At 70.6% G+C, this 17,758-nt stretch carries 28 protein-coding genes and 3 pseudogenes; 6 read left to right on the forward strand and 25 right to left on the reverse strand.

Annotated features, from left to right (window positions below):
- Positions 1–120 precede the first annotated feature (120 nt).
- Positions 121–999 (forward strand): hypothetical protein, encoded by an 879-nt coding sequence (locus GA0074692_RS00100; protein ID WP_091638472.1) that lies wholly within the window; start codon positions 121–123, stop codon positions 997–999.
- A gap of 3 nt (positions 1,000–1,002) precedes the next feature.
- Here the strand turns inward: GA0074692_RS00100 and GA0074692_RS00105 are convergent, their stop codons facing one another.
- From GA0074692_RS00105 to GA0074692_RS00210, 23 genes are all read right to left on the reverse strand, one after another.
- Positions 1,003–1,677, reverse strand: a complete 675-nt coding sequence (locus tag GA0074692_RS00105; RefSeq protein ID WP_091638473.1) for a hypothetical protein — start codon at positions 1,675–1,677, stop codon at positions 1,003–1,005.
- Positions 1,674–1,853, reverse strand: a complete 180-nt coding sequence (locus GA0074692_RS00110; protein ID WP_091638474.1) for a hypothetical protein — start codon at positions 1,851–1,853, stop codon at positions 1,674–1,676. Before GA0074692_RS00110 ends, GA0074692_RS00105 begins: the two co-directional genes overlap by 4 nt.
- The gene (locus GA0074692_RS00115; RefSeq protein WP_091638475.1) at positions 1,850–2,128 is read right to left on the reverse strand and encodes a hypothetical protein; all 279 of its coding nucleotides are present in this window, start codon (positions 2,126–2,128) and stop codon (positions 1,850–1,852) included. Before GA0074692_RS00115 ends, GA0074692_RS00110 begins: the two co-directional genes overlap by 4 nt.
- 3 nt (positions 2,129–2,131) lie before the next feature.
- Complete coding sequence (locus tag GA0074692_RS00120; RefSeq protein ID WP_091638476.1) at positions 2,132–2,338, reverse strand: hypothetical protein; 207 nt, start codon at positions 2,336–2,338, stop codon at positions 2,132–2,134.
- 3 nt (positions 2,339–2,341) lie between these two features.
- Positions 2,342–3,073, reverse strand: a complete 732-nt coding sequence (locus GA0074692_RS00125; protein WP_091638477.1) for a hypothetical protein — start codon at positions 3,071–3,073, stop codon at positions 2,342–2,344.
- Between the two features lie 13 nt (positions 3,074–3,086).
- Complete coding sequence (locus GA0074692_RS00130) at positions 3,087–3,317, reverse strand: hypothetical protein (RefSeq protein ID WP_091638478.1); 231 nt, start codon at positions 3,315–3,317, stop codon at positions 3,087–3,089.
- Entirely contained in the window at positions 3,307–3,507 is a 201-nt protein-coding gene (locus GA0074692_RS00135; RefSeq protein WP_091638479.1) for a hypothetical protein, read from the reverse strand. The genes GA0074692_RS00130 and GA0074692_RS00135 overlap by 11 nt, the downstream gene beginning before the upstream one ends.
- Complete coding sequence (locus GA0074692_RS00140; RefSeq protein ID WP_091638480.1) at positions 3,504–4,361, reverse strand: hypothetical protein; 858 nt, start codon at positions 4,359–4,361, stop codon at positions 3,504–3,506. The genes GA0074692_RS00135 and GA0074692_RS00140 overlap by 4 nt, the downstream gene beginning before the upstream one ends.
- Positions 4,362–4,440: 79 nt before the next feature.
- Positions 4,441–4,728 (reverse strand): hypothetical protein, encoded by a 288-nt coding sequence (locus GA0074692_RS00145; RefSeq protein WP_141725091.1) that lies wholly within the window; start codon positions 4,726–4,728, stop codon positions 4,441–4,443.
- Positions 4,694–4,882: a hypothetical protein gene (locus tag GA0074692_RS00150; protein WP_091638482.1), complete on the reverse strand. Its 189-nt coding sequence runs from the start codon at positions 4,880–4,882 to the stop codon at positions 4,694–4,696. Before GA0074692_RS00150 ends, GA0074692_RS00145 begins: the two co-directional genes overlap by 35 nt.
- A complete protein-coding gene (locus GA0074692_RS00155; RefSeq protein WP_091638483.1) occupies positions 4,882–5,256 on the reverse strand; it encodes a helix-turn-helix domain-containing protein in 375 nt (124 codons plus the stop codon). Before GA0074692_RS00155 ends, GA0074692_RS00150 begins: the two co-directional genes overlap by 1 nt.
- Complete coding sequence (locus GA0074692_RS00160; protein WP_091638484.1) at positions 5,253–5,453, reverse strand: hypothetical protein; 201 nt, start codon at positions 5,451–5,453, stop codon at positions 5,253–5,255. The genes GA0074692_RS00155 and GA0074692_RS00160 overlap by 4 nt, the downstream gene beginning before the upstream one ends.
- The gene (locus tag GA0074692_RS00165) at positions 5,450–5,749 is read right to left on the reverse strand and encodes a hypothetical protein (RefSeq protein ID WP_091638485.1); all 300 of its coding nucleotides are present in this window, start codon (positions 5,747–5,749) and stop codon (positions 5,450–5,452) included. The genes GA0074692_RS00160 and GA0074692_RS00165 overlap by 4 nt, the downstream gene beginning before the upstream one ends.
- Entirely contained in the window at positions 5,749–6,012 is a 264-nt protein-coding gene (locus GA0074692_RS00170) for a hypothetical protein (protein ID WP_245730035.1), read from the reverse strand. Before GA0074692_RS00170 ends, GA0074692_RS00165 begins: the two co-directional genes overlap by 1 nt.
- Entirely contained in the window at positions 6,005–6,274 is a 270-nt protein-coding gene (locus GA0074692_RS00175) for a hypothetical protein (RefSeq protein WP_091638486.1), read from the reverse strand. Before GA0074692_RS00175 ends, GA0074692_RS00170 begins: the two co-directional genes overlap by 8 nt.
- Positions 6,267–8,054 carry a UvrD-helicase domain-containing protein gene (locus GA0074692_RS00180; protein ID WP_091638487.1) on the reverse strand — a complete coding sequence of 596 codons (1,788 nt, stop codon included), beginning with the start codon at positions 8,052–8,054 and terminating at the stop codon, positions 6,267–6,269. The genes GA0074692_RS00175 and GA0074692_RS00180 overlap by 8 nt, the downstream gene beginning before the upstream one ends.
- Entirely contained in the window at positions 8,051–9,352 is a 1,302-nt protein-coding gene (locus GA0074692_RS00185) for an AAA family ATPase (RefSeq protein WP_091638488.1), read from the reverse strand. Before GA0074692_RS00185 ends, GA0074692_RS00180 begins: the two co-directional genes overlap by 4 nt.
- A complete protein-coding gene (locus GA0074692_RS00190) occupies positions 9,349–9,648 on the reverse strand; it encodes a hypothetical protein (RefSeq protein WP_091638489.1) in 300 nt (99 codons plus the stop codon). The genes GA0074692_RS00185 and GA0074692_RS00190 overlap by 4 nt, the downstream gene beginning before the upstream one ends.
- Positions 9,645–9,881, reverse strand: a complete 237-nt coding sequence (locus tag GA0074692_RS00195; protein ID WP_176738221.1) for a hypothetical protein — start codon at positions 9,879–9,881, stop codon at positions 9,645–9,647. The genes GA0074692_RS00190 and GA0074692_RS00195 overlap by 4 nt, the downstream gene beginning before the upstream one ends.
- Positions 9,878–10,708, reverse strand: coding sequence for a GGDEF domain-containing protein (locus GA0074692_RS34445; protein WP_091654730.1), 831 nt, complete (start codon positions 10,706–10,708; stop codon positions 9,878–9,880). Before GA0074692_RS34445 ends, GA0074692_RS00195 begins: the two co-directional genes overlap by 4 nt.
- A complete protein-coding gene (locus tag GA0074692_RS34450) occupies positions 10,705–11,475 on the reverse strand; it encodes a hypothetical protein (protein ID WP_176738222.1) in 771 nt (256 codons plus the stop codon). The genes GA0074692_RS34445 and GA0074692_RS34450 overlap by 4 nt, the downstream gene beginning before the upstream one ends.
- Before the next feature lie 71 nt (positions 11,476–11,546).
- Positions 11,547–11,813, reverse strand: a complete 267-nt coding sequence (locus GA0074692_RS00205; RefSeq protein ID WP_091638492.1) for a hypothetical protein — start codon at positions 11,811–11,813, stop codon at positions 11,547–11,549.
- Positions 11,810–12,022 carry a helix-turn-helix domain-containing protein gene (locus GA0074692_RS00210; protein WP_176738223.1) on the reverse strand — a complete coding sequence of 71 codons (213 nt, stop codon included), beginning with the start codon at positions 12,020–12,022 and terminating at the stop codon, positions 11,810–11,812. The genes GA0074692_RS00205 and GA0074692_RS00210 overlap by 4 nt, the downstream gene beginning before the upstream one ends.
- A 118-nt stretch (positions 12,023–12,140) precedes the next feature.
- On the opposite strand from GA0074692_RS00210, the gene GA0074692_RS00215 reads away from it, so the two are divergent.
- The gene (locus GA0074692_RS00215) at positions 12,141–12,590 is read left to right on the forward strand and encodes a helix-turn-helix domain-containing protein (protein WP_091638494.1); all 450 of its coding nucleotides are present in this window, start codon (positions 12,141–12,143) and stop codon (positions 12,588–12,590) included.
- Here GA0074692_RS00215 and GA0074692_RS00220 read toward each other — a convergent pair.
- Complete coding sequence (locus GA0074692_RS00220) at positions 12,587–13,924, reverse strand: site-specific integrase (protein WP_091638495.1); 1,338 nt, start codon at positions 13,922–13,924, stop codon at positions 12,587–12,589. The genes GA0074692_RS00215 and GA0074692_RS00220 overlap by 4 nt on opposite strands.
- 410 nt (positions 13,925–14,334) lie before the next feature.
- Here GA0074692_RS00220 and GA0074692_RS34455 point away from each other — a divergent pair.
- Together GA0074692_RS34455 and argS are read left to right on the forward strand one after the other, a co-directional pair.
- Positions 14,335–14,478, forward strand: a pseudogene (locus tag GA0074692_RS34455) (glutamate--tRNA ligase); the annotation flags it as partial.
- 123 nt (positions 14,479–14,601) lie between these two features.
- Positions 14,602–16,319 (forward strand): annotated as a pseudogene (gene argS / locus GA0074692_RS00225) (arginine--tRNA ligase).
- Positions 16,320–16,376: 57 nt separating this feature from the next.
- Here argS and GA0074692_RS00230 read toward each other — a convergent pair.
- Positions 16,377–16,589, reverse strand: a complete 213-nt coding sequence (locus GA0074692_RS00230; protein ID WP_091638496.1) for a hypothetical protein — start codon at positions 16,587–16,589, stop codon at positions 16,377–16,379.
- Between the two features lie 50 nt (positions 16,590–16,639).
- Between GA0074692_RS00230 and GA0074692_RS33680 the strand changes: the two genes are divergently transcribed.
- Positions 16,640–16,903, forward strand: a complete 264-nt coding sequence (locus GA0074692_RS33680; protein ID WP_141725093.1) for a hypothetical protein — start codon at positions 16,640–16,642, stop codon at positions 16,901–16,903.
- A 155-nt stretch (positions 16,904–17,058) separates the two neighbouring features.
- Positions 17,059–17,758 (forward strand): annotated as a pseudogene (locus GA0074692_RS37105) (DUF7873 family protein); the annotation flags it as partial.

Genomic DNA, 17,758 nt, shown 5'->3' on the forward strand with positions numbered 1-17,758 from the left:
CCCATTTTTGGGGCTAATCGGACATCGGCAGCCGCCCTGGTTCCCCTACGCACCGACGTGATTTCGACTGGACGGGTCGGTGAAAATTGATGGCGACTCACCTATGAACCAGGAGGACGAGTGGAACGAGCCGAACGCTTCCTCGCTGCGCTGCGCGAGACGCTCGAGCTTACGGATCGGCTGAACAAGCGCAGTCTCGAGCGGCAGTTCTGGGTGCCCCGGCCATCTTCGGTGTTCGACCGTGAGTTGCAGAACACTCAGGTTGACAAGCGGGGCATCCCGTGGGGACAAGATGAGGCAACGTACGCGTTCGAGATGGCCTACATGAGCATGTTTGCAGTTGGCGACCACCTGGCGGCCATCCATACGCTCCTCCAGCCCCCGATACCGGTGCTCGGTCAGGCGGTTCTGGCCAGATCGGTCTTCGAGAGCGCCGCCTTCGCCTTCTGGATCATGGACCCCCACATCACCGTGCGCCAGCGGGTGGCCAGGGCGTACCTCGTGTTCTGGTCCGAGGCCAAGAGGAACCTCAAGGTGACCCCGAAGCACGAGACGGCCAACGTCGCCGCCGCTCAGATGCATCTCGACAAGGTCTTAGGGCGCATCGACGAGTTGGGGCTCAGCAGAGCCGGTGTCACCGTCGAAGGTGAGCAGATCCCGTCGAAGACGGTCCTAGTCGCGGAGCTATTCGCTGACGACCTCCTACAACCCCACAAGAACATTTACTCGCCCTACTCTGGCGTAACCCACGGGGAGATGACGGCGCTAATGACTCGCAAACTCACCCCAACCGGTGCCGACCCTGTCTGGTCCATCACGCCGCGGCAACTCACCGAGAACGTCGAACTCGCGATGGCCGCGTTCCGAGCGCTCCACCGGCGGCTCTGCTTCGGTGGTATGGGTGCTCAGGGTATGGGCGGCCAGCCGGGGTTGGAGCACAGGCTCTGGGAGAACAACGTGGGACGCCGCCTAGAAGCCATCCACCGGGCTCTGGTCTAAGCATCAGATGGCGTTCAGCACTTGGCCCTTCCGGTCAGCCTTCCGGGCCACAGCGAGTACGGCGGCCCGGGGCCAGATGTGCGCGACGCCTTCCACCGCACCGTCCAGCCCGCACCGGCAGCCCTGGCCGGTGCACAGGCACTGCTCGGCGCACACCACCGTCCACACCTCCACCGGGCCGGCGGTCTGCACCTCGAGGCGACGCACCTGGCACACCGGGCACGGCGGCTCACCGGGCACGAGGGACCGCTCGGCGTAGAGGCCGACGGCGTTGCGGATCCAGGCGTCCTCGTCGGCCAGGTGCCGAGCCACGATCGCGGCGGTGCCAGGCAGGAGAGCGGGGATGCCGGCGATGAGGCGGCCGAGCGGGTCGGTGTCGGCGGCGAGCCGGGTCATGACGGCGAGTCCGGCGATGCGCCGGTCAGCGCGGTCGAGGAGCACCTTCCACCGGTTGATGCGGGGCATCCGGTCGGCGGTGGCGACCATGTCCGGGGTGGGATCTCCGTGCCCACCGAGCGCGTGGCGCCGCCCCCAGGACGGTGAGCGAAGCGCCTCCGGAGCTTCGAGCTGCTCGGCGGCGATCTGCTTGGCCTCGTCGTCGGCGAGCTGGGCGAGGTGGGTATGCGCCTTCCGGAGGGACCAGGCGTTGGCGGTGGCGTGCAGGTGGTACGGAGTCATCGGGCCTTCCGGGTGAGCAGGTTGATGGCGGCGCAGCCGAGCCAGGCCGCGGTGAGGGCGAGGAGGGTGGCGGCGGCGGGGTTGCCCCAGGTGCGTGCGGCGGCGTCGAGGGCGAGTACGGCGGCCGCCCCCGCCACCAGTGCGGCGGCGGAGGCGGCCAGGATGTGGCGGGTCACAGGTGCGCCCCGGACGGCTGGATGGTGACCACGGGCTGGATGACGTCGTCCGGCCAGGGCTGGTCGTCGTCGGGGGTGCAGGTGCAGTTGCCGATGCCGCAGCACTCCCCGGCGCAGTCGTACTCTTCGCAGTCGCAGATGCCGTCGTCGCCGCTGCACAGGTACGAGCCGCGGGCTACGCCGCAGCCGTGGTCGCAGCGTGGGCAGTCGCAGGAACCGATGCCATCGCCCTGGCCGGCGTACGGGTCAGGAAGGCCGCAGACGTCGCACCTCACCGGTCAGCCCTCCACCGGCGCGGCTTGCGCCTGCTTGGCGGCCCAGGCGATGCACTCGTCGTGGGAGTAGCCCGCTGGCTGCCGCTGCCAGGTGTACGCCTCGCCCTTGTAGACGCCGCGGCGGCAGTACTTGCAGGTGGTGAGGTAGGTGGTGGTGTTGCCGCTGGGCTTGAGGCTGGTGAGTGCGGTGGTGGGTCGGATCCGGGGCACCGGTCAGCCCTCCTGCTGGTCGAGGGCCGCCAGGACGGCTTCAACGCACTTCTCCCACACCGACAGCGGCACGAACGGCCCGATGTCCAGCAGGGTGCGGGTGAGGGCGTTGAAGACCAGGGCGTGACGGCGGCGGGCGGTCGCCTCGTCGTCCTGCGCGCGGGGCCCGGCGGAACCGAGGGCGGCGGCCTTCGCGCGGTCCGCCATGCCGGAAAGCAGCTCGGCCAGCGCAGCGCGCATCTCGTCGTCGGTGGGCTCGGGTGCGATTTTCCGGGCGCACGCCTTGATGGTGCGCTTACGGGCGGCGCGTGGGCCGGTGCCTCCTACGTCGCCCATTTCCTCGGCCCATGCCCACAGTAGGTCGCTGGCCTCGGTGAACGCCTGGCGCTTGGCCTGCTCCAGTGCGGCTCGCGCCTGGTCGCGTTCGGCGGTGAGGGTGGCGATTTGCCGGTCGCGGTCGTACATCTCGGCGAGTCGGCCGGTGGCGAGGAGTCGGGCGGCGTCGCGGTCGCGGCGGAGCTGCTCCGGCTCGTCGTGCACCGGGAGGGGTCGGCTGGCGACCGGGGCGTCTCCGGCGTCGTACGGGGCCGCGTCGGCGGGCTGCTGGCCCAGGTCGAGCTTGCCGAACGGGGCGAGCTGTCCGGCGCCCTCGCGGATTAGGCGTGCGTTCCAGTGCTCGCCGGGAAGCTCGGTGCCGGTGGGCATGGCGCGGGTGTCGGGGGTCTGGTCGGTCACGGTGTCCTCCGGGTCAGGCGCGGGTGCCGTGGGTGGCGTAGACGGTGGGCTCGGTCGGGGTGCCGGTGGACGTCTGCGCGCCGCCGGGCGTGGACTGGTAGGCGGCGGCGTGGAGGGCGTCGCACAGCCGGCCGAGCGGGTCGTCCTGGGGGGCGTCGTCGACGAGGTGCTGGTGGAGGGTGGCCAGCTCGGTGGGGCTGTAGGCCGTGGCGAGGGCGTCGGCGAGGGCGGTGTCAGCGGGCACGGTGGGTCTCCTCGAGTTCGTGGCGGATGGCTCGTGCGCGGGCGGGGGTGACGTAGGGGTACTGCCGTCCGAGGGCTTCGTCGTCGTCCTCGGGGGCCGGCGGGGGGACGTGGGCCTGGGCGCGTCGGATGGCCTCGCGGGCGCTGGCCCTGGCCCGCTTCATGCCGGGCGTCAGGTGTCGGGTGGTCATGCGCTGCTCCGGGTGTGGGTGGCGCAGGCGTTGCCGGCGATCGGGTCGACGGCGAGGGTGGTCTGCCCTTCGGCGTGGCACTGGAGGCAGAAGCCGAAGCCCTCGCGGGTGGGCTGCCGGTCGGAGTTGGTCACCAGGCGGAGGTTCGGACCGCGACCGGGCTGCGTCTCGCGCGCGCGGTCGTGAGTAACGGTGGGAGCTTGCGGTGGTAGCTGTTCCGCCGGAGAGAGTGAGCTTTCAATCCCAGTCCCAGGCGCCGGAGGCGACTGGGGGCGCAGGGGGTCTGGGGGCAGCGTGCCCCCAGAGGGAGGTTCCTGGGTGGTTTCTCGGGTGGTTCCCGGACGGTTCACGGGTGGTTCGGGGGGCGCTGCGTCCGTACGTACGTCGTCAGGATCCGTACGTACGGACTCTGTGTCGGTACGTACGAACGCAGAATCCGTACGTACCGACTCTGCGTCCGTACGCTGCTTCTTCTGCTTGCGCCGGTACTCCCGCAGCCGGGCTGCCTCAGCCGCCTTCTTCTCATCGATCTCGGCCTCTAGCTGAGCCCGCTCAGCGGGGTCGCGCTTCTTGGTCATGTCGAGGTTCCAGCGGGGGGTGCCCCACCGGGTGGTGCCGTCGGGGACCAGGAGGCCGGCGGCCTCGAGCCGAAGCTCGGCGCGCTGGATCGTCCGCTCGTCGAAACCGGTGCGCCAGATGACGTCGGCGATGCTGGCGTGGGTGTCGCGGCCGAACTCGTCGGCACGCTCGGCACGGGCGACGAGCACCGCGCGGGCCGTCGTGTCCGGCAGGCCGGCCTTTGTGCGCAGCATGGGTGCCTCGTCGAGGGCCCACTGCACGGCCTGGTAGCTCACCCGGTGCTCCTGATCTGCTGGTACTAGTCGGTCGGGGTGGCGGTCCGGGCCCCGGGGAGGTGAGGCCCGGACCGTACGGTCAGCGGGGCTCGGCGTCCGGCCAGCAGGCGTCCTCGGTGCACGCCTGGGCGCCGCGGTGGTCCGCCCACGCGGCGGAGAGCAGCGAGCACTCGTCGTCGTCCTGGGCGCACGCGGCCACCGGGACGGAGGACCTCTGTTCCTTGCCGAAGACGAACTTCCCGTTGGGCCGCTGGACGTACGTCGGCCGGTGGGCGACGGAGCCAGCACCGAAGGGCAGCCGGACGGCGACGGACGACCCGCCGTTGGTCAGCTCACGGGGCAGGCGGGGCATGGTCGTGGTGGTCACGATGGTTCTCCTCGGTCTGGTCGTGCCGGGTGGCCATGGCGACGAGCAGGACCCGGCGGCGGTAGGCGGTGTGCTCTGGGTGCTCCCGGGCGATCTCCTCCGGCCGCGGCCACCGTTCGGCGATGACGGCCTGGAGCAGCTCGGCCCGGTTCATCAGCCGGTCCGGATGGAGGCGCGGCGGCGGGCCCGCTGGCGGGTGACGGTGCGCGTCGTGACGCCGAGCCGCTTAGCGATCTCCCGGGCGGACTCGCCGCGTGCGGTGAGTCGGTCGATCGCGGCGTGAATCTCCGGCAGGGTCATCTGCGCCGGTCGCGGACCGTCGACGGCCCGGTCCACGACGACCTCGTCGAAGCCGTGTCTGGGTGCGCGCTGGTTGCTGACGGACCCTCGGATGTAGCCGCGGCTCAGGTAGCCGCGATGGTTGGCGGCCTTGGCGGCGGCGATGGCCTCGGGGCAGCAGCAGCGCTGGTGGCGGCGTGCGCTGGCGGTGCCGTGCCTGCGGGCCGGACAGTCCGGTGTGGCGGTCACTGGTCTCCTCCGATCCTGCGTAGCTGTTCGGCTTGGGCGGCATCGCGGTCGGCCTCGAGGGCGGCGACCGCGGCCTGGTCGTGCACCCCGTTGGCCTCGGGGAGACGGCACCGGTGGCAGCAGCCGGGCGTCTGGTCGGACTCCTGGTACGGGTGCGGGTCGGGGCGGCGGATCGTGGCGATCGTGCGGCGGCTCACCGGACACCAGCCCGGACGGTGATGGTCACGGTGACCGGGGTCAGCGGCCCGCACTCGTGGTCGCCGTACGGCCGGCTGTACCGGGCACCGCAGGCCCGGCAGGCGTACGACTCGTAGGCGGTGAGCACCTCCGGTCCGGGCACCGGTGCCGGCGCGGCGCCGGCCGTGAAGGTGGCGCACGTGGTGCAGTGCCGGCAGCCCTCCCAGGACTTCTCGCCCCACTTCAGGCCAGCGCGGTGGCAGGCCCGGACGTGCCCGCAGGTGCACATGAGCTCGAGGGCCGTGGGAGCTGCCATCACGCACCGCCCCGGATCCGGTCCAGCTCGTCGGCCAGCTCCCGGCGGAGCGCCTCCAGGTGGTGGATCTCGTCGCGCAGGGCCGGGATGTCGTCGGCGCAGAGCCGGGCGTAGAGGTTGACCGTCCAGGCTCCGGAGTCGCGGGCCTCGACGTAGGCGGTGTACCGCTCGCCGATGCCGTCGAGGTCGGCCGGGAGGCGAGGCGGCCCGGCCGGGGCCGGCGTGGTGCCGGCCCCGGGGAACAGCGGAATGACCTCAGCCACCGGACACCACCGCCGGCCCGCACTGCGGAGACTCACCAGACCGGCAGATCCGCTCCGTCAGGTCCATCTGGCCCTGGTTGTAGCGGTCCCACGCCTCCGCGCGCTCCGTGTGCGTGGTGCGGGCGTCCATCAACTGGCCGCCGCCCACCTCACGCGGGTTGCGCGGGTCGTAGGAGTAGTCCTGCCAGTCCCGCCAGATCTGCTGGTGTGCCCCGCACAGGCCGGCGGGGGTCCGGCGGCTGAAGCGCGCGTACTCACCCACGGGACGCTCCGGCGGGCAGCGGGGCGGGCCAGGTGGCGCGGATGGCCGGGTTACACAGGAAGCAGTTGCAGCGCGACTTCTGGTCGGCCGCAGCCCGCTCCTGCTCCCGCTCGACGATCCCGGGCAGGCAGGCCATGCACAGGTCGCCGTGCATCGGCTCCAGGCCGGCAGCGATCTGCTCCTCGTCGGTCGCCCACTGGCAGCCGCCGGGGCACGGGCTGTTCTCGGTGCAGCCGCACCGGCGGCAATCCACGATCTCGCCGCCACCGGCGTCGATCGGGTCCGGGGCGTCCGGCATGATCGCGGACTCCGGCCACCGCGGGGCCGGCGGCACCGGCGCCGCACCGGCCGGGCCGGCGTACCGGTCGATCCAGGCCAGCCCGTACCGGTCGAGCTGCCGCTGCGCCCGGGTCACCGCGACGTACGCCAGCATCGCCTCGTCCTCGGCGATCCGGTGCGTCCCGTCCTCCTGCTGGCGGGGCTCCGGGAAGTCGTCGGCGATCAGCACCGACCCCCACTCCCGGCCCTTGGCCTTGTGCGCGGTGCTGACCACCACGTCCGCGCGGTCCTCATCCACCAGGGCGTCACACACCCGGATCACCTCGCGGGTGCCGTGCTTGTCGATCAGCCGCACGAACACCCGCAGGTCGGACCCGCTCGCGTCGTGCTCGACGTACTCCTGGACCTCCGCCCAGCTCTGGAAGGCGAACAGTTCCGGGTGATCCGTCGGGAGCTTGGCCTGCAACCGCTGGGCGGCCTCGGCCATCCGCCGGATGTCGGTGCCGCCACCGACGAGCGCGACCCGGCGGCCCTGGTCGATGGCGTCCATGACCCGCAGGACCGCCCCGCCGTTGGACCGGCACAGGATCGCGTCCGGCTCGTCAACGGGCCCGACCCGGGACGGGATCCGGTCGTACCCGGTCAGCCGCAGCGGCGTTTCCAGCAGGGACAGCCACTTGTTCGCCTCCGCGGCGACCGCCGGCCCGAACCGGAAGGACTGGCTGAGCTGGAAGCGGCGGCCGTCGAAGCTGGCCATGGCGTCGGTCGCGCCCCGCCAGCCGTAGATGGCCTGCGCGCGGTCGCCCACGAGGATCCGCTGCGCCGGCTGCCGCGACACCAGGCCGGCGACGGCCGGGTTGGAGTCCTGCGCCTCGTCCAACAGCACGTAGTCGGCGTGGATCACCGGGTCGGCAAGGATCCACATCTTCAGGTACATGTCGTGGGTGAAGCGCAGCCGGCCGTCGAGCTGGGTGAGGTCGGTGTCCCACGCCTTCTGCGCGATGGGGATCAGGTACTTCGCCAGCTCTGCCTGGCCGGGCCGGTCGAGGCCGTTGACCAGCGGCACGTGCATCCGCTGGACCTCGCGGTCGTCGGAGTAGCAGAACCGCTGCACCGTCTCCCCGACGAGGCGGGCGAGCTGCTGAGGGGCGAGCATCGTCTCGCCGAGCTTCACCGGCTCGTTCAGGCCGAGGATGATCGCGGCCTGCCGAGCCGGAATGCGGGGCCCGTTGAGCCGGTGGGCGTACTGCCGGCCAACCGCCCCGTACGCGAAGGAGTGCGCCGTCTTGCAGGTGACGCTGCTCGGGAACTCCTTGGCCGCGTCGGTGGCGATGCTCTTGTTGTAGGCCAGGTAGGCGCCACGCCGGTTCGCCCGGTCGCGGGCCAGCATCTTCAGGGTGGACGTCTTGCCGGTGCCGGCACCGGCCTCGATGGTCAGGTCGTCGCCGGTGCGGGCGGCCTCGATGATCGCGGCCTGCTCGTCCGTGGGGGTATGGCTCATCCGGCCATCTCCATCTCGCGCTGCGCGGGCGGGGTCTGCTGGGCGATGAACGACTCGGTCCGCTCGATCACCCGGGCCACCTCGTCGTCCGTGAGGTCGTTGGTGCTGCCGACCGGCCGGTTGGCGATGTCGCTGACGTACGCCAGGCGCTCGTCCCGGTCGGTGATGTCGGCCTGGCCGAGGAGGGCGAACATCTTCCGGCGCTGCGGGTCGTTGCCCGGGTTCTTCGCCGGCGGGAACAACTCGTTCTTCCGGGCCTTCCACCGGCCCTGGATGTGCTCGGCCTCGGCCGGGCTGATCCGGCCCTCGTTGACCGCCTCGCCGGCGGCCCGCCACACCCGGCGGAGCCCGGTCTCGTCGCTGGCCTGCGCCAGGTCGTGAAGCAGACCGGTGGCGGCCGCGGAGAGGGCAGCGGGCGGCCCGGAGGTCGGCCGGTTGGCCGGCGGCCCGGACACGGGACGGTCGTCGTCCGGCTCGGCCGGCTGCATCGCGACCAGGTCCCGGACGTGCGCCTCGGCCGGCGCGCATTGCAGCGTGTCGAAGACGATGTTCTCGACCGTCCAGTTCCGCGCCAGCTCGATCGGGTCGTCGTAGCCGGGCCGGATACCGACGTGCACCGACCGGACACCGATCACCGTGCCCGGCTTCGACCGGTCCAGCCGGATCCAGCACGACACGTCGAAGCCGAGCGTCTTGTGGCCCTCGACCCGGTACTCGCGCTGACGCTCGATCGGCTTGCCGGCGTCGTCGAGGGCGGCTACCTCCTTGCCGCGGGCCGTCAGCAGGACGATGCCCGGGAAGGTCATCAGGGTGGTCATCAGCTTGCGGTGGCGGGCACCGGCCTCGTTCCACAGGTCCATCGAGATCTTCGGCTCTTCGTCCGGGCCGAGGGGCTTCGCGTTGTACTTCCGGACCTTGACCTCGTGGCGGCGGCGGGCCTTGTCGGAGGCCCAGTCCTTGAGCAGGTCCCACTCGGCGGTCATCGAGTCGATGACCAGCACCACCGGCGGTTCACCGGCGGCGGCCGCGCGGGCGGCCTCGGCCTTGACGGCGTCGACAGCGCCCTGGATCTGCGCCCAGGTGCCGTTGTGCTCGACGACCAGGTAGTTCGCGCCGGGGATGGCGCCGTACTCGTCGGCGGCTCCCTCGCCGAGGTCGATCCAGTACATCTGGCCGATCCGCGGGGAGGTGGAGAACTGGGCGCAGGCCCAGGACTTGCCGGACTTCTCGCCGCCCTCGATGAGGATGAGCGGCCACGGGACACGGCCGGTCGGGCGGCGGGTCTTCAGGGTGGTCATGCGCTGGGTCCTTCGGTACGCGCGGTCTGGATGTCGTCGAGGCGGAGCCGGCCGGTGCGGTCGTCCGGGCCGGCCGGGAGCTGCCGGGTGGCCCACCAGCCGGGGGCGAGGGCCTGCCGGTCGGCCGGGTGCAGGGGCGACCAGTCGCCGGGCACGGGCCGGTCGATGAGGTGCCGCTCGCCGCGCCGGCCGTGGCTGGCCCGGTGGCGGCCGATGTAGCCGTCGGGGGCCGGCCCCACGGTGGGGGCCGGCACGACGGTGGGCTGCTGCTGGGTGGGGGCGTCGAGGTGGATCACCGGGGTCCGTCCTCTCGGTGGGTGTTGGCGTAGGTCTCGATGGCCGCGATGTCGTCGGGGGTGAGCAGGGCGGCGGCGGTGCTCCGGATGGCGGCCCGACGCAGGGCCACCACCTCGGCCCGCAGCTCGCGGTTCTCGGCCTGCGCGTCGCGGCGGTCCCGGTCGGCGGCCCAGAGCAGACCGGCGAGCACGGCGACGACGACCAGGGCCACAGCCAGGGCGACGGCCATCACGCGGCGGCCCTCCCAGCGAGGTACGCCTCCGGGGCCGGGTACCAGCCGAGCGACACCCCGACCCAGTACGCGCACTCCTCGTCGTGCAGGTCACCGGCGATGTGCCCGCACGGCAGGGCGTCCACGGTGATCAGGCCGGTCGGCTGGGTGGGCTCGTCGTCGTCCCGCCGGGCCGGCTGGGTCGGGGCCGGCATGGGCCGGGCCGGTCCGGGCGGCATCGGCTGCTCGCCCGGCCATGCGGCGGCCACGTCCCGAACCCGACGGCGGCCCGTGCCAGCCGGCACCGTGGCGTCCAGCTCCGGGTACCACGTCTGCCGCAGGCCCCGACCGGTTCGCTTCGCGTCGTACATCGCCACGTCGACCCGGCGCAGCGTCTCCGCCAGATCGGCCAGCGCGGTGGTGACACCGACCGTGCCGGTGACCGTGATCTGCCCGGTGGGCAGGTCCACCGGCCACGACGTCACCAGGTCGGCCAGCATGTCCGGTGCGGCGAGCAGCAGCAGCTCGTCGCCGCCGAGCCGGACCGCCGTGCCGTACAGGCGCAGCCCGGCGGCGACCGCGACCAGGGCGGCGTCTCCGGCGGCGTGGCCGAGGGTGTCGTTGATGTCCTTGAAGTGGTCGAGATCGACCAGGGCGACGGCGAGGCCGGCGGGCCGTTCGGCCGGCCAGGTCTCCTCGAGCCAGCGCCGGTTGTACAGGCCGGTGAGCGGGTCGGTGGTGGCCTGCCAGGTGCGCTCGGCGAGCCGCTGCTCGAGGTGCGCCTCGCGGATCTCCAGGTAGGCGATGCGGGCCTGGAGGGCGTCGACGTCGATGGTGGGGGCGGTCACCGGGCACCGCCCTGCGTGGCCTCGAGCGCGGCGCGCAGCTTCGCGTTCTCCGCCTCCAGCTCGACGCGCGACCGGAGCTTCTCCTGCCGCGTCGGCGGGTTCGGCATCCGCGCCGCCGCCGCCACCCGAACCTTGCCGAGCGTCGCCTTCATCTTCCGCTCGGTGCTCCGGTTGTTCCCCCGCCCCTCGGTCTGGGTCAGGGCCGTCGTGCCGAAAGCGGCGGCGAGGGCGTCCACGACCGGCACCGCGCGGTCCGCGTCGGACTCGACGTAGCTGGTGTAGATGCCCAGGTAGGGGCCGAAGACCGGCGGCGTGTCCGTGCCGGCGAGGGCGGCGGCCCGTTCGGCGATCGTGCGCAGGTCGGCGGCGAGGGACAGCCACCAGTCGGCCTTGATGCAGTCGGCGCAGTGCAGGCCGCCCGGCTCCGGGGTTCCGGTGCACCCGTGTCCCGGGGTGAGCAGGTTCAGGCAGGCCGGCTGAACGCTGTCCGGGGCGAGCCCGGCACCGGTCACCGCGCCCACCACCTGGCCGAGGTCCAGGCCGGACAGGGTCACCGTGTGCTGTCCGTCCGGGTAGACGACCGCGCTGGCCTCCCGACCCGACGGGTGGATCAGGCCGTAGACGGTGGCGTCGTCGGCGATCTCGTAGCTGTGGTCCGCCTTCCAGCCGGCGGCGAACAGCTTGCGGAGCAGGGCGATGGCGGGGGTCAGGTCGGGGGTGGTGTCCGGCTCGGCCGGGATGATCGTCGGGATAGGCTGGTCGTGCATCTGGACATCTCCTCTTCAGGGATCCGTGTTGTCCGGGTGTCGAGCCCTCTGCCGTTGCCGCGGCCGGGGGCTCAGCTCGTCTTGGTGCGGGGCCGGCGGCGGGCGACCCGCTCCGCCGTCCCAGCGAGGTCCTGCTCGCGCTGGCTCGCCGTCGCGCTCGTGACCGTTGCGCCCTGGAGTAGCTCCAAGACCTGCTCGCCGGTGAGGTAGCGCTGCTTGCCGATCTTGATGTGGGTGAACGCCCGCTTCCGGGCCTTCCGCTGGAGACCGATCAGCGACAGCCGATACCGCTCCGCGACCTCCTCCAGCAGGTGGAGCTCGGGCAGTGCCTGGGTCATCCCGTCCTCTCTTCCGCCTTGACGGTGTGGGCCTCGAGGTAGGCGGTGAGGCTGGAGAGCGGGATGCGGATCGAGCCGTTTGGGCCGTCGGCCTTGATCGCTGTGAGCGCGCCGGCCTTGATGTACCGGCCGATGCTCCAGCGGGAGACCCGCAAGCTCTTCGCGACCTCGTCGACGGTCAGGTACTGCTCCGTCGTCTCCACCCGCACCCTCACCACCTTGCATCGAATCGTAGCGTGTCCGTGCGATTCAAGACGTTAGACGACACGGCAAGACGATGCAAGACGCTACGGTGCAAGTTGCAGTGACGGGCCTCTAGCAGCGCCTATGAGCTGGGGCTATGTCCGGATCGTGCGGACGTGCTACAACCTGCACATGAGCGAACGGGGTGTTGCCTACGCCTTCTGGCTGCGAGTGCGGTCCGAGCAGGCCACGCGCGGCTGGACGGACGACGAGCTGAAAGAACGCTCGGGCATCGCCCGTACCACCATCGACCGCCTCGCCAAGGGCAAGCGGCCACCGCTTGCCCGGGTCGTTAACTCCCTCGCCAAGGCGCTCGACATCGACAACGACGAGGCGCACCGGCTCGCCGGCCGACTACCCGGAGAACCGGACCAGGCCGAGGGCGAGCCGTCCCCGGCGGAACGCCGGATCAGCGCCCGCGAAGCCGTCCTGAACGACCCAGACCTCAACGACCAGCAGAGGGCGGTCATCCTCGGCGTGATCGACCTGATCACCGGAGGCGGCGGCGAGGATCAGGGGCGCCAGGCGTCCTAATCCGGTCGCGCCGACTTACGAGCGTCCGCCACCGCGTCCACCGCAGCGTCGATCGCCTGCGGCATCAGGTCCCCGTAGATCTCGCTCGTCGTGGCGAGCTGCTGGTGACCAAGCAGCCGCGAGATGGCCAGGGGAGTCATCCGGGGGTCGCTGAAGAGCCAGCTCGCGTACGTGTGCCGTAGGTCGTGCCACGACGGCGCGGAGTGCAGCACGGTGGGACAGTCGCAGTCCGACACCGATCCGACCCGGGGGCCGTAGTGCGCCGCGCACCGCGTCGTGTCGTCGACAACCCGGGCGCCACACGGCTGCCCCGCCCACGTCGTACCGCCGTAGTCTCGGCACCGACCGCGCGCGCCCTCCAGGCGCTCACCCTCGCCGGTCGGTGGGTGAGTGGGGCAGAGACGGGCCCGGAGAAGGGCCGGCTTCCACGCCTGGTCGTACATCCGGTCGTAGTCCAGGGCACCCTTGTCATCCCGGAAGATAAGCGTCTCTGGCGGCTGCCCCTCGACGAGTTTGGTGAGTGTGCGGTAGAGGTCGTCGCCGATTGGAAGAACTCGCTTGGCCCGGCCCTTCGTCGTGCCCAAGTACCGCTTGCCGCTTGCCTCCTTCCACGCCCGCCAGACCCTCAACCTCGGCCCCGAGGAATCAGTGGCCGGCACGAGGTGCATTGCGGCCAAGGCGGTCACTTCCGACCAGCGGAGCCCGGTTTCGACGATGCAATCCAGCAGCGAATGCCACTGCTTGGCAAACTGGGCACGCAGCAGCTCGAACTGCTGCGGCGTCAGGTAGACCGCGTGGTGCTCACCGGTGTCGTCGTCGGCCCGTTGATCCCGGATGAAGTCTGTGCCGTGGCACGGGTTCACGCTGATGTGCCCGTGGCGCATGGCAGCGGTGAGCGCGGTGTGCAGCAGCGAGTAGTAGCGGGTCACCGTCTTCTGGCTCATCCCGCTGGCGCGTAGTTCGTTTAGCCAGGTGCCGATAGCGACCGACGTGAGCTGAGGCAGGGGAGTGTCGCCGAAGGCGGGGTATATTCTGTCGCGGAGCTGTTGTTCGTACCGCTCTCGCGTTCCAGGTGAGATGCGAGTCTTCGACGGTAGCCATTCCTCGCACCACTGTTTCAGAGTGATGCCATCATCGGCAGGGGAATTGGAATCCCCCGTGGGAATGCCCATATCCGTGTACACGCGGTCGGCGGTGATGCGCCCTCGGTGGCCCTCGACGATCGATTTCGCCTCGTTGGCGTATTCCTCGGCAGGCCACGAGGTGTACTGCTTCTGGCCGTCGTACCGCCAGACGACCCGCCAGGAGTCCCCTCGTCGCTCGATGCTCGCCATGGGGACAGATCATCGTCCCCATGGGGACACGGATCAAGCCTTACGGGTCCACTTGGGGTCGACAGAGTCACGGAACGCACAACATGAACCCGGACAATCTGTGTCACCGCAGCTCAGTATGGGGGTAGCCGATCGGCTCATAATCCCTCGGTCACGGGTTCGAGTCCCGTCCGCCCCACCAGCCCAGAGGCCACGTGTGATCTTGGTCTTCCCCTGCTGACGCCAGGAAACCACCCGCCGGCACTTCCTGCGCCACCTGCGCGCCGCCAGCCGGGTGGGGGAGAGCACGCCGGCGGCCCTCGCCCGTACCCGTCATGATCATCTTGATCTAGCAGTCCTTGCATCCCGGAAGCTCCGACCCGGATATTGGTCGGGCTGGGCGGAGGTGGTTCGGTAGCCTGTTGTCCGTGCGGAGGTTCAAGCTCGGTAAGGTGCCGGTGCGGGTCGCAGTGACCGGCCGCACTGTCGGGCTGCCGCTGTTCGAGTCGATCGAGATCCTCGGACGTGAGCGAACCTTGGCTCGCCTGCGAGCCACACTCGACCGCCTCAGCTGACCCCTTCGCGTCCGGCGGATCGATCCGCCGGTAACTGGTCGTCGATCGATCCGCTCCCTGAACGATTCCGGAAGATCCGCCTCCCTGCCCGAGGCGGATCGGAGCGAGATTGGCGTACCTTTCATGGATCTTGAAAAGCTGCTGGCCGACCGGCTGGCGCAGGCGTTCTCCGTCGTGGCCGGCGGGCCGGTCGATCCGGTCGTGCGGCGGTCGCAGCACGCGGACTACCAGTCCGATGCCGCCCTGTCCCTGGCACGTCGGCTCGGCCGCCCGCCCCGGGAGATCGCCACCGAGGTCCTCGGTCAGGCAGAGCTGGCGGACCTCTGCTCGGCTGTGGAGGTGTCCGGTCCGGGGTTCATCAACCTGACGGTCGCCGACCCGGCTCTCGGCGCGCTGCTGTCGAGGATGGCCGTCGACACCCGGCTCGGCGTCGCGGTGAGCGCCGCTGCCGAGACGGTGGTCATCGACTACTCGGCGCCGAACGTGGCCAAGGAGATGCACGTGGGGCACCTCCGGTCGACCGTCATCGGTGACGCCGCCGTACGGCTGCTGGAGTGGCTCGGACACCGGGTGATCAAGGCCAACCACCTGGGCGACTGGGGCACCCCCTTCGGGATGCTCATCGAGCACCTGCTCGACCTGGGCGAGTCGGAGGCCGCCCACGAACTGTCCGTCGGCGACTTGGACTCGTTCTACAAGGCGGCCAGGGTCAAGTTCGACACCGACGACGCCTTCAAGGAGCGGGCCAGGCGGCGGGTGGTCGCCCTGCAGAGCGGCGACGAGCTGACCCTACGGCTGTGGCGGCTGCTGGTGGCCGAGTCGGAGGAGTACTTCCTCACCGTCTACGACCAGCTCGGCGTCCTGCTCACCGAGGAGGACTTCCACGGCGAGAGCTACTACAACGACATGCTCGCTCCGGTGACCGACGAACTGGACCGGCTCGGGCTGCTGCGGGACAGCGGCGACGCCGCCTGCGTCTTCCCCGAGGGCTTCACGGGGCGCGACGGGCAGCCGTTGCCGATCATCGTGCGTAAGCGCGACGGCGGATACGGCTACGGCGCCACCGACCTCGCGGCGATCCGGCACCGGACCCGGGATCTTGGCGCGACCCGACTGCTCTACGTCGTGGGGCTGCCGCAGCGGCAGCACTTCGAGATGGTGTACGCGGTCGCCCGGCAGGCCGGATGGCTGACCCCGCCAGCGAAGGCCGAACACATCGGCTTCGGCTCGATCCTCGGCTCCGACGGCAAGATGCTGCGCAGCCGGGCCGGTGGCTCGATCAAACTTGTCGGACTGCTCGACGAGGCCGTGACCAGGGCCGCCGAACTGGCCCGGCAGAAGAACCCCGACCTCCCCGAAGCCACCGTCGCCGACGTTGCCCGCGCGGTCGGCATCGGCGCCATCAAGTACGCCGACCTGTCCACCGACCGGATCAAGGACTATGTCTTCGACTGGCAACGGATGCTCGCCCTCGACGGCAACACCGCTCCGTACCTGCAGTACGCCCACGCCCGGATCCGGTCCATCTTCCGTCGCGCCGGGATCGAGCAGTTCACCGCGACCCCGATCTCGATCGTGCACCCAGCCGAACACGCCCTCGCCCTCGAACTGGCCGCGTTCGGCACCGTCGTCACCGCGTCGAGCAGAACCTGGAGTTCCACCGGCTCGCCGGCTACCTGCACACCCTCGCCGCCACCTTCAGCGGCTTCTACGAACACTGCCCGGTCCTGCGCGCCGAGGGCGAGGTGCGGGACAGCCGGCTGGCGCTGTGCGACCTCACCGCCCGAGTCCTGCACCAGGGCCTGTACCTGCTGGGCATCGCCGCCCCGGACCGCATGTAGCCATCGAAGCTCAGGACGCTGGCTTAGGCCCGTGGTTACCGTCGTAGTCGCCCAGATTCACGGACGACAACCGGCCGTCCCAGCTGTCCAGTACGCCTGCTTCTTCGAGCCCCAGTAGTAGTTGCGGTATCCCAGCAGTTCGCCAAAGCCCTCATGGCGTTCGACGCTGTCGGGTGTCCCGAACGCGGTAAGGAACTGCTCGTACGACCGCAGCGAACTGAAGTAGGCCAGCGCGCCCCGCTCCGCGCCGTACAACGCGAAGCCGACCACCCTTCACCCGCGATCTTGTAGCTGACTTTGTCAGCAGTGTGCAGCATGCCGTGATCGTCGATGACGCTGGCGACTACCTCGTCGAGAGTGAGCCGCTGGCCGTCTGCGCCGTAGTATTCGGCTTCGATGCCGGTGCCGCTCTTCCCCCTGTGAACGATCGGGGAGAGGGTGACCTGTTCGATCCGCTCTCGGTCGATGGAGTCAGCTGCGTTCGATCCGTAGCGAATCCCGGCGAGGGTCAGCGTCCGGAGATCAAGGACGGCTGGGCAAGGACATCGAGGCTGTCCAGGATCTCGATCACCGGACCAAGATAGCGATGGCATACAGCCGAGACTGCCCGCAACGTCGCTGAGGGACGCTGCCCGAGCCGCTGTCCGCTGTCCCGCCGGTCGGCAGTTGCGCGGCGAAACCCGTCGTCTGCCGTGGACGCTCGCTGGTAGCGTCCTGGCCGTCTGAAGGGAAGATCGGCATGGCCAAGCTCAACCAGATCATCGCGGTCACCAAGGGCGTGAAGGCCCAGACCACCCGGGAGTTCGTCGACGCCCAGCGCAACATCCAGAAGGCGCCGATGCTGTCCGGCATCTCCGCAGCTACCAGCCGAAGGACGAGGAGGGTGAGCAGCTTCCGCCGGAGTCCACCCGGGTCCAGGTGTCGGCCACCGACGTGATCGGCGACGTGTCCAAGTCGCTGACCCGGCTCTTCGACCTCGTCCTCACCCAGGACGTCGCGAACACCCGGGCCAAGGCCGACGTGGTGGTGGACGGCCGGACGATCCTCGCCGACGTGCCGGTCACGTACCTGCTCTTCCTCGAGAAGCAGCTTGTCGACCTGTACGCCTTCGTCGACAAGCTGCCCGTGCTGGACCCGGCCGAGACCTGGACGTTCAACGACGCCCCGGGGCGTACGCCTCCGACCCGGTGAAGACGGTGCGCAGCCGCAAGGTGATGCGCAACCACGTCAAGGCCGAGGCGACCGAGAAGCACCCGCCCAGGTGGAGGTGTACACCGAGGACGTCCCGGTCGGCTATTGGACGACCGTGAAGCTCTCCGGCGCCCTGCCCGCCACCCGGGTCAAGGAGTTGCGCGAGCGGGTGGCCAAGCTCCAGCAGGCCGTCAAGTTCGCCCGCGAGCAGGCCAACATGACCGAGGTGGAGGACCAGAAGGCCGGTG

The organism is Micromonospora pallida (assembly GCF_900090325.1).
Classification (GTDB): Bacteria; Actinomycetota; Actinomycetes; order Mycobacteriales; family Micromonosporaceae; genus Micromonospora; species Micromonospora pallida.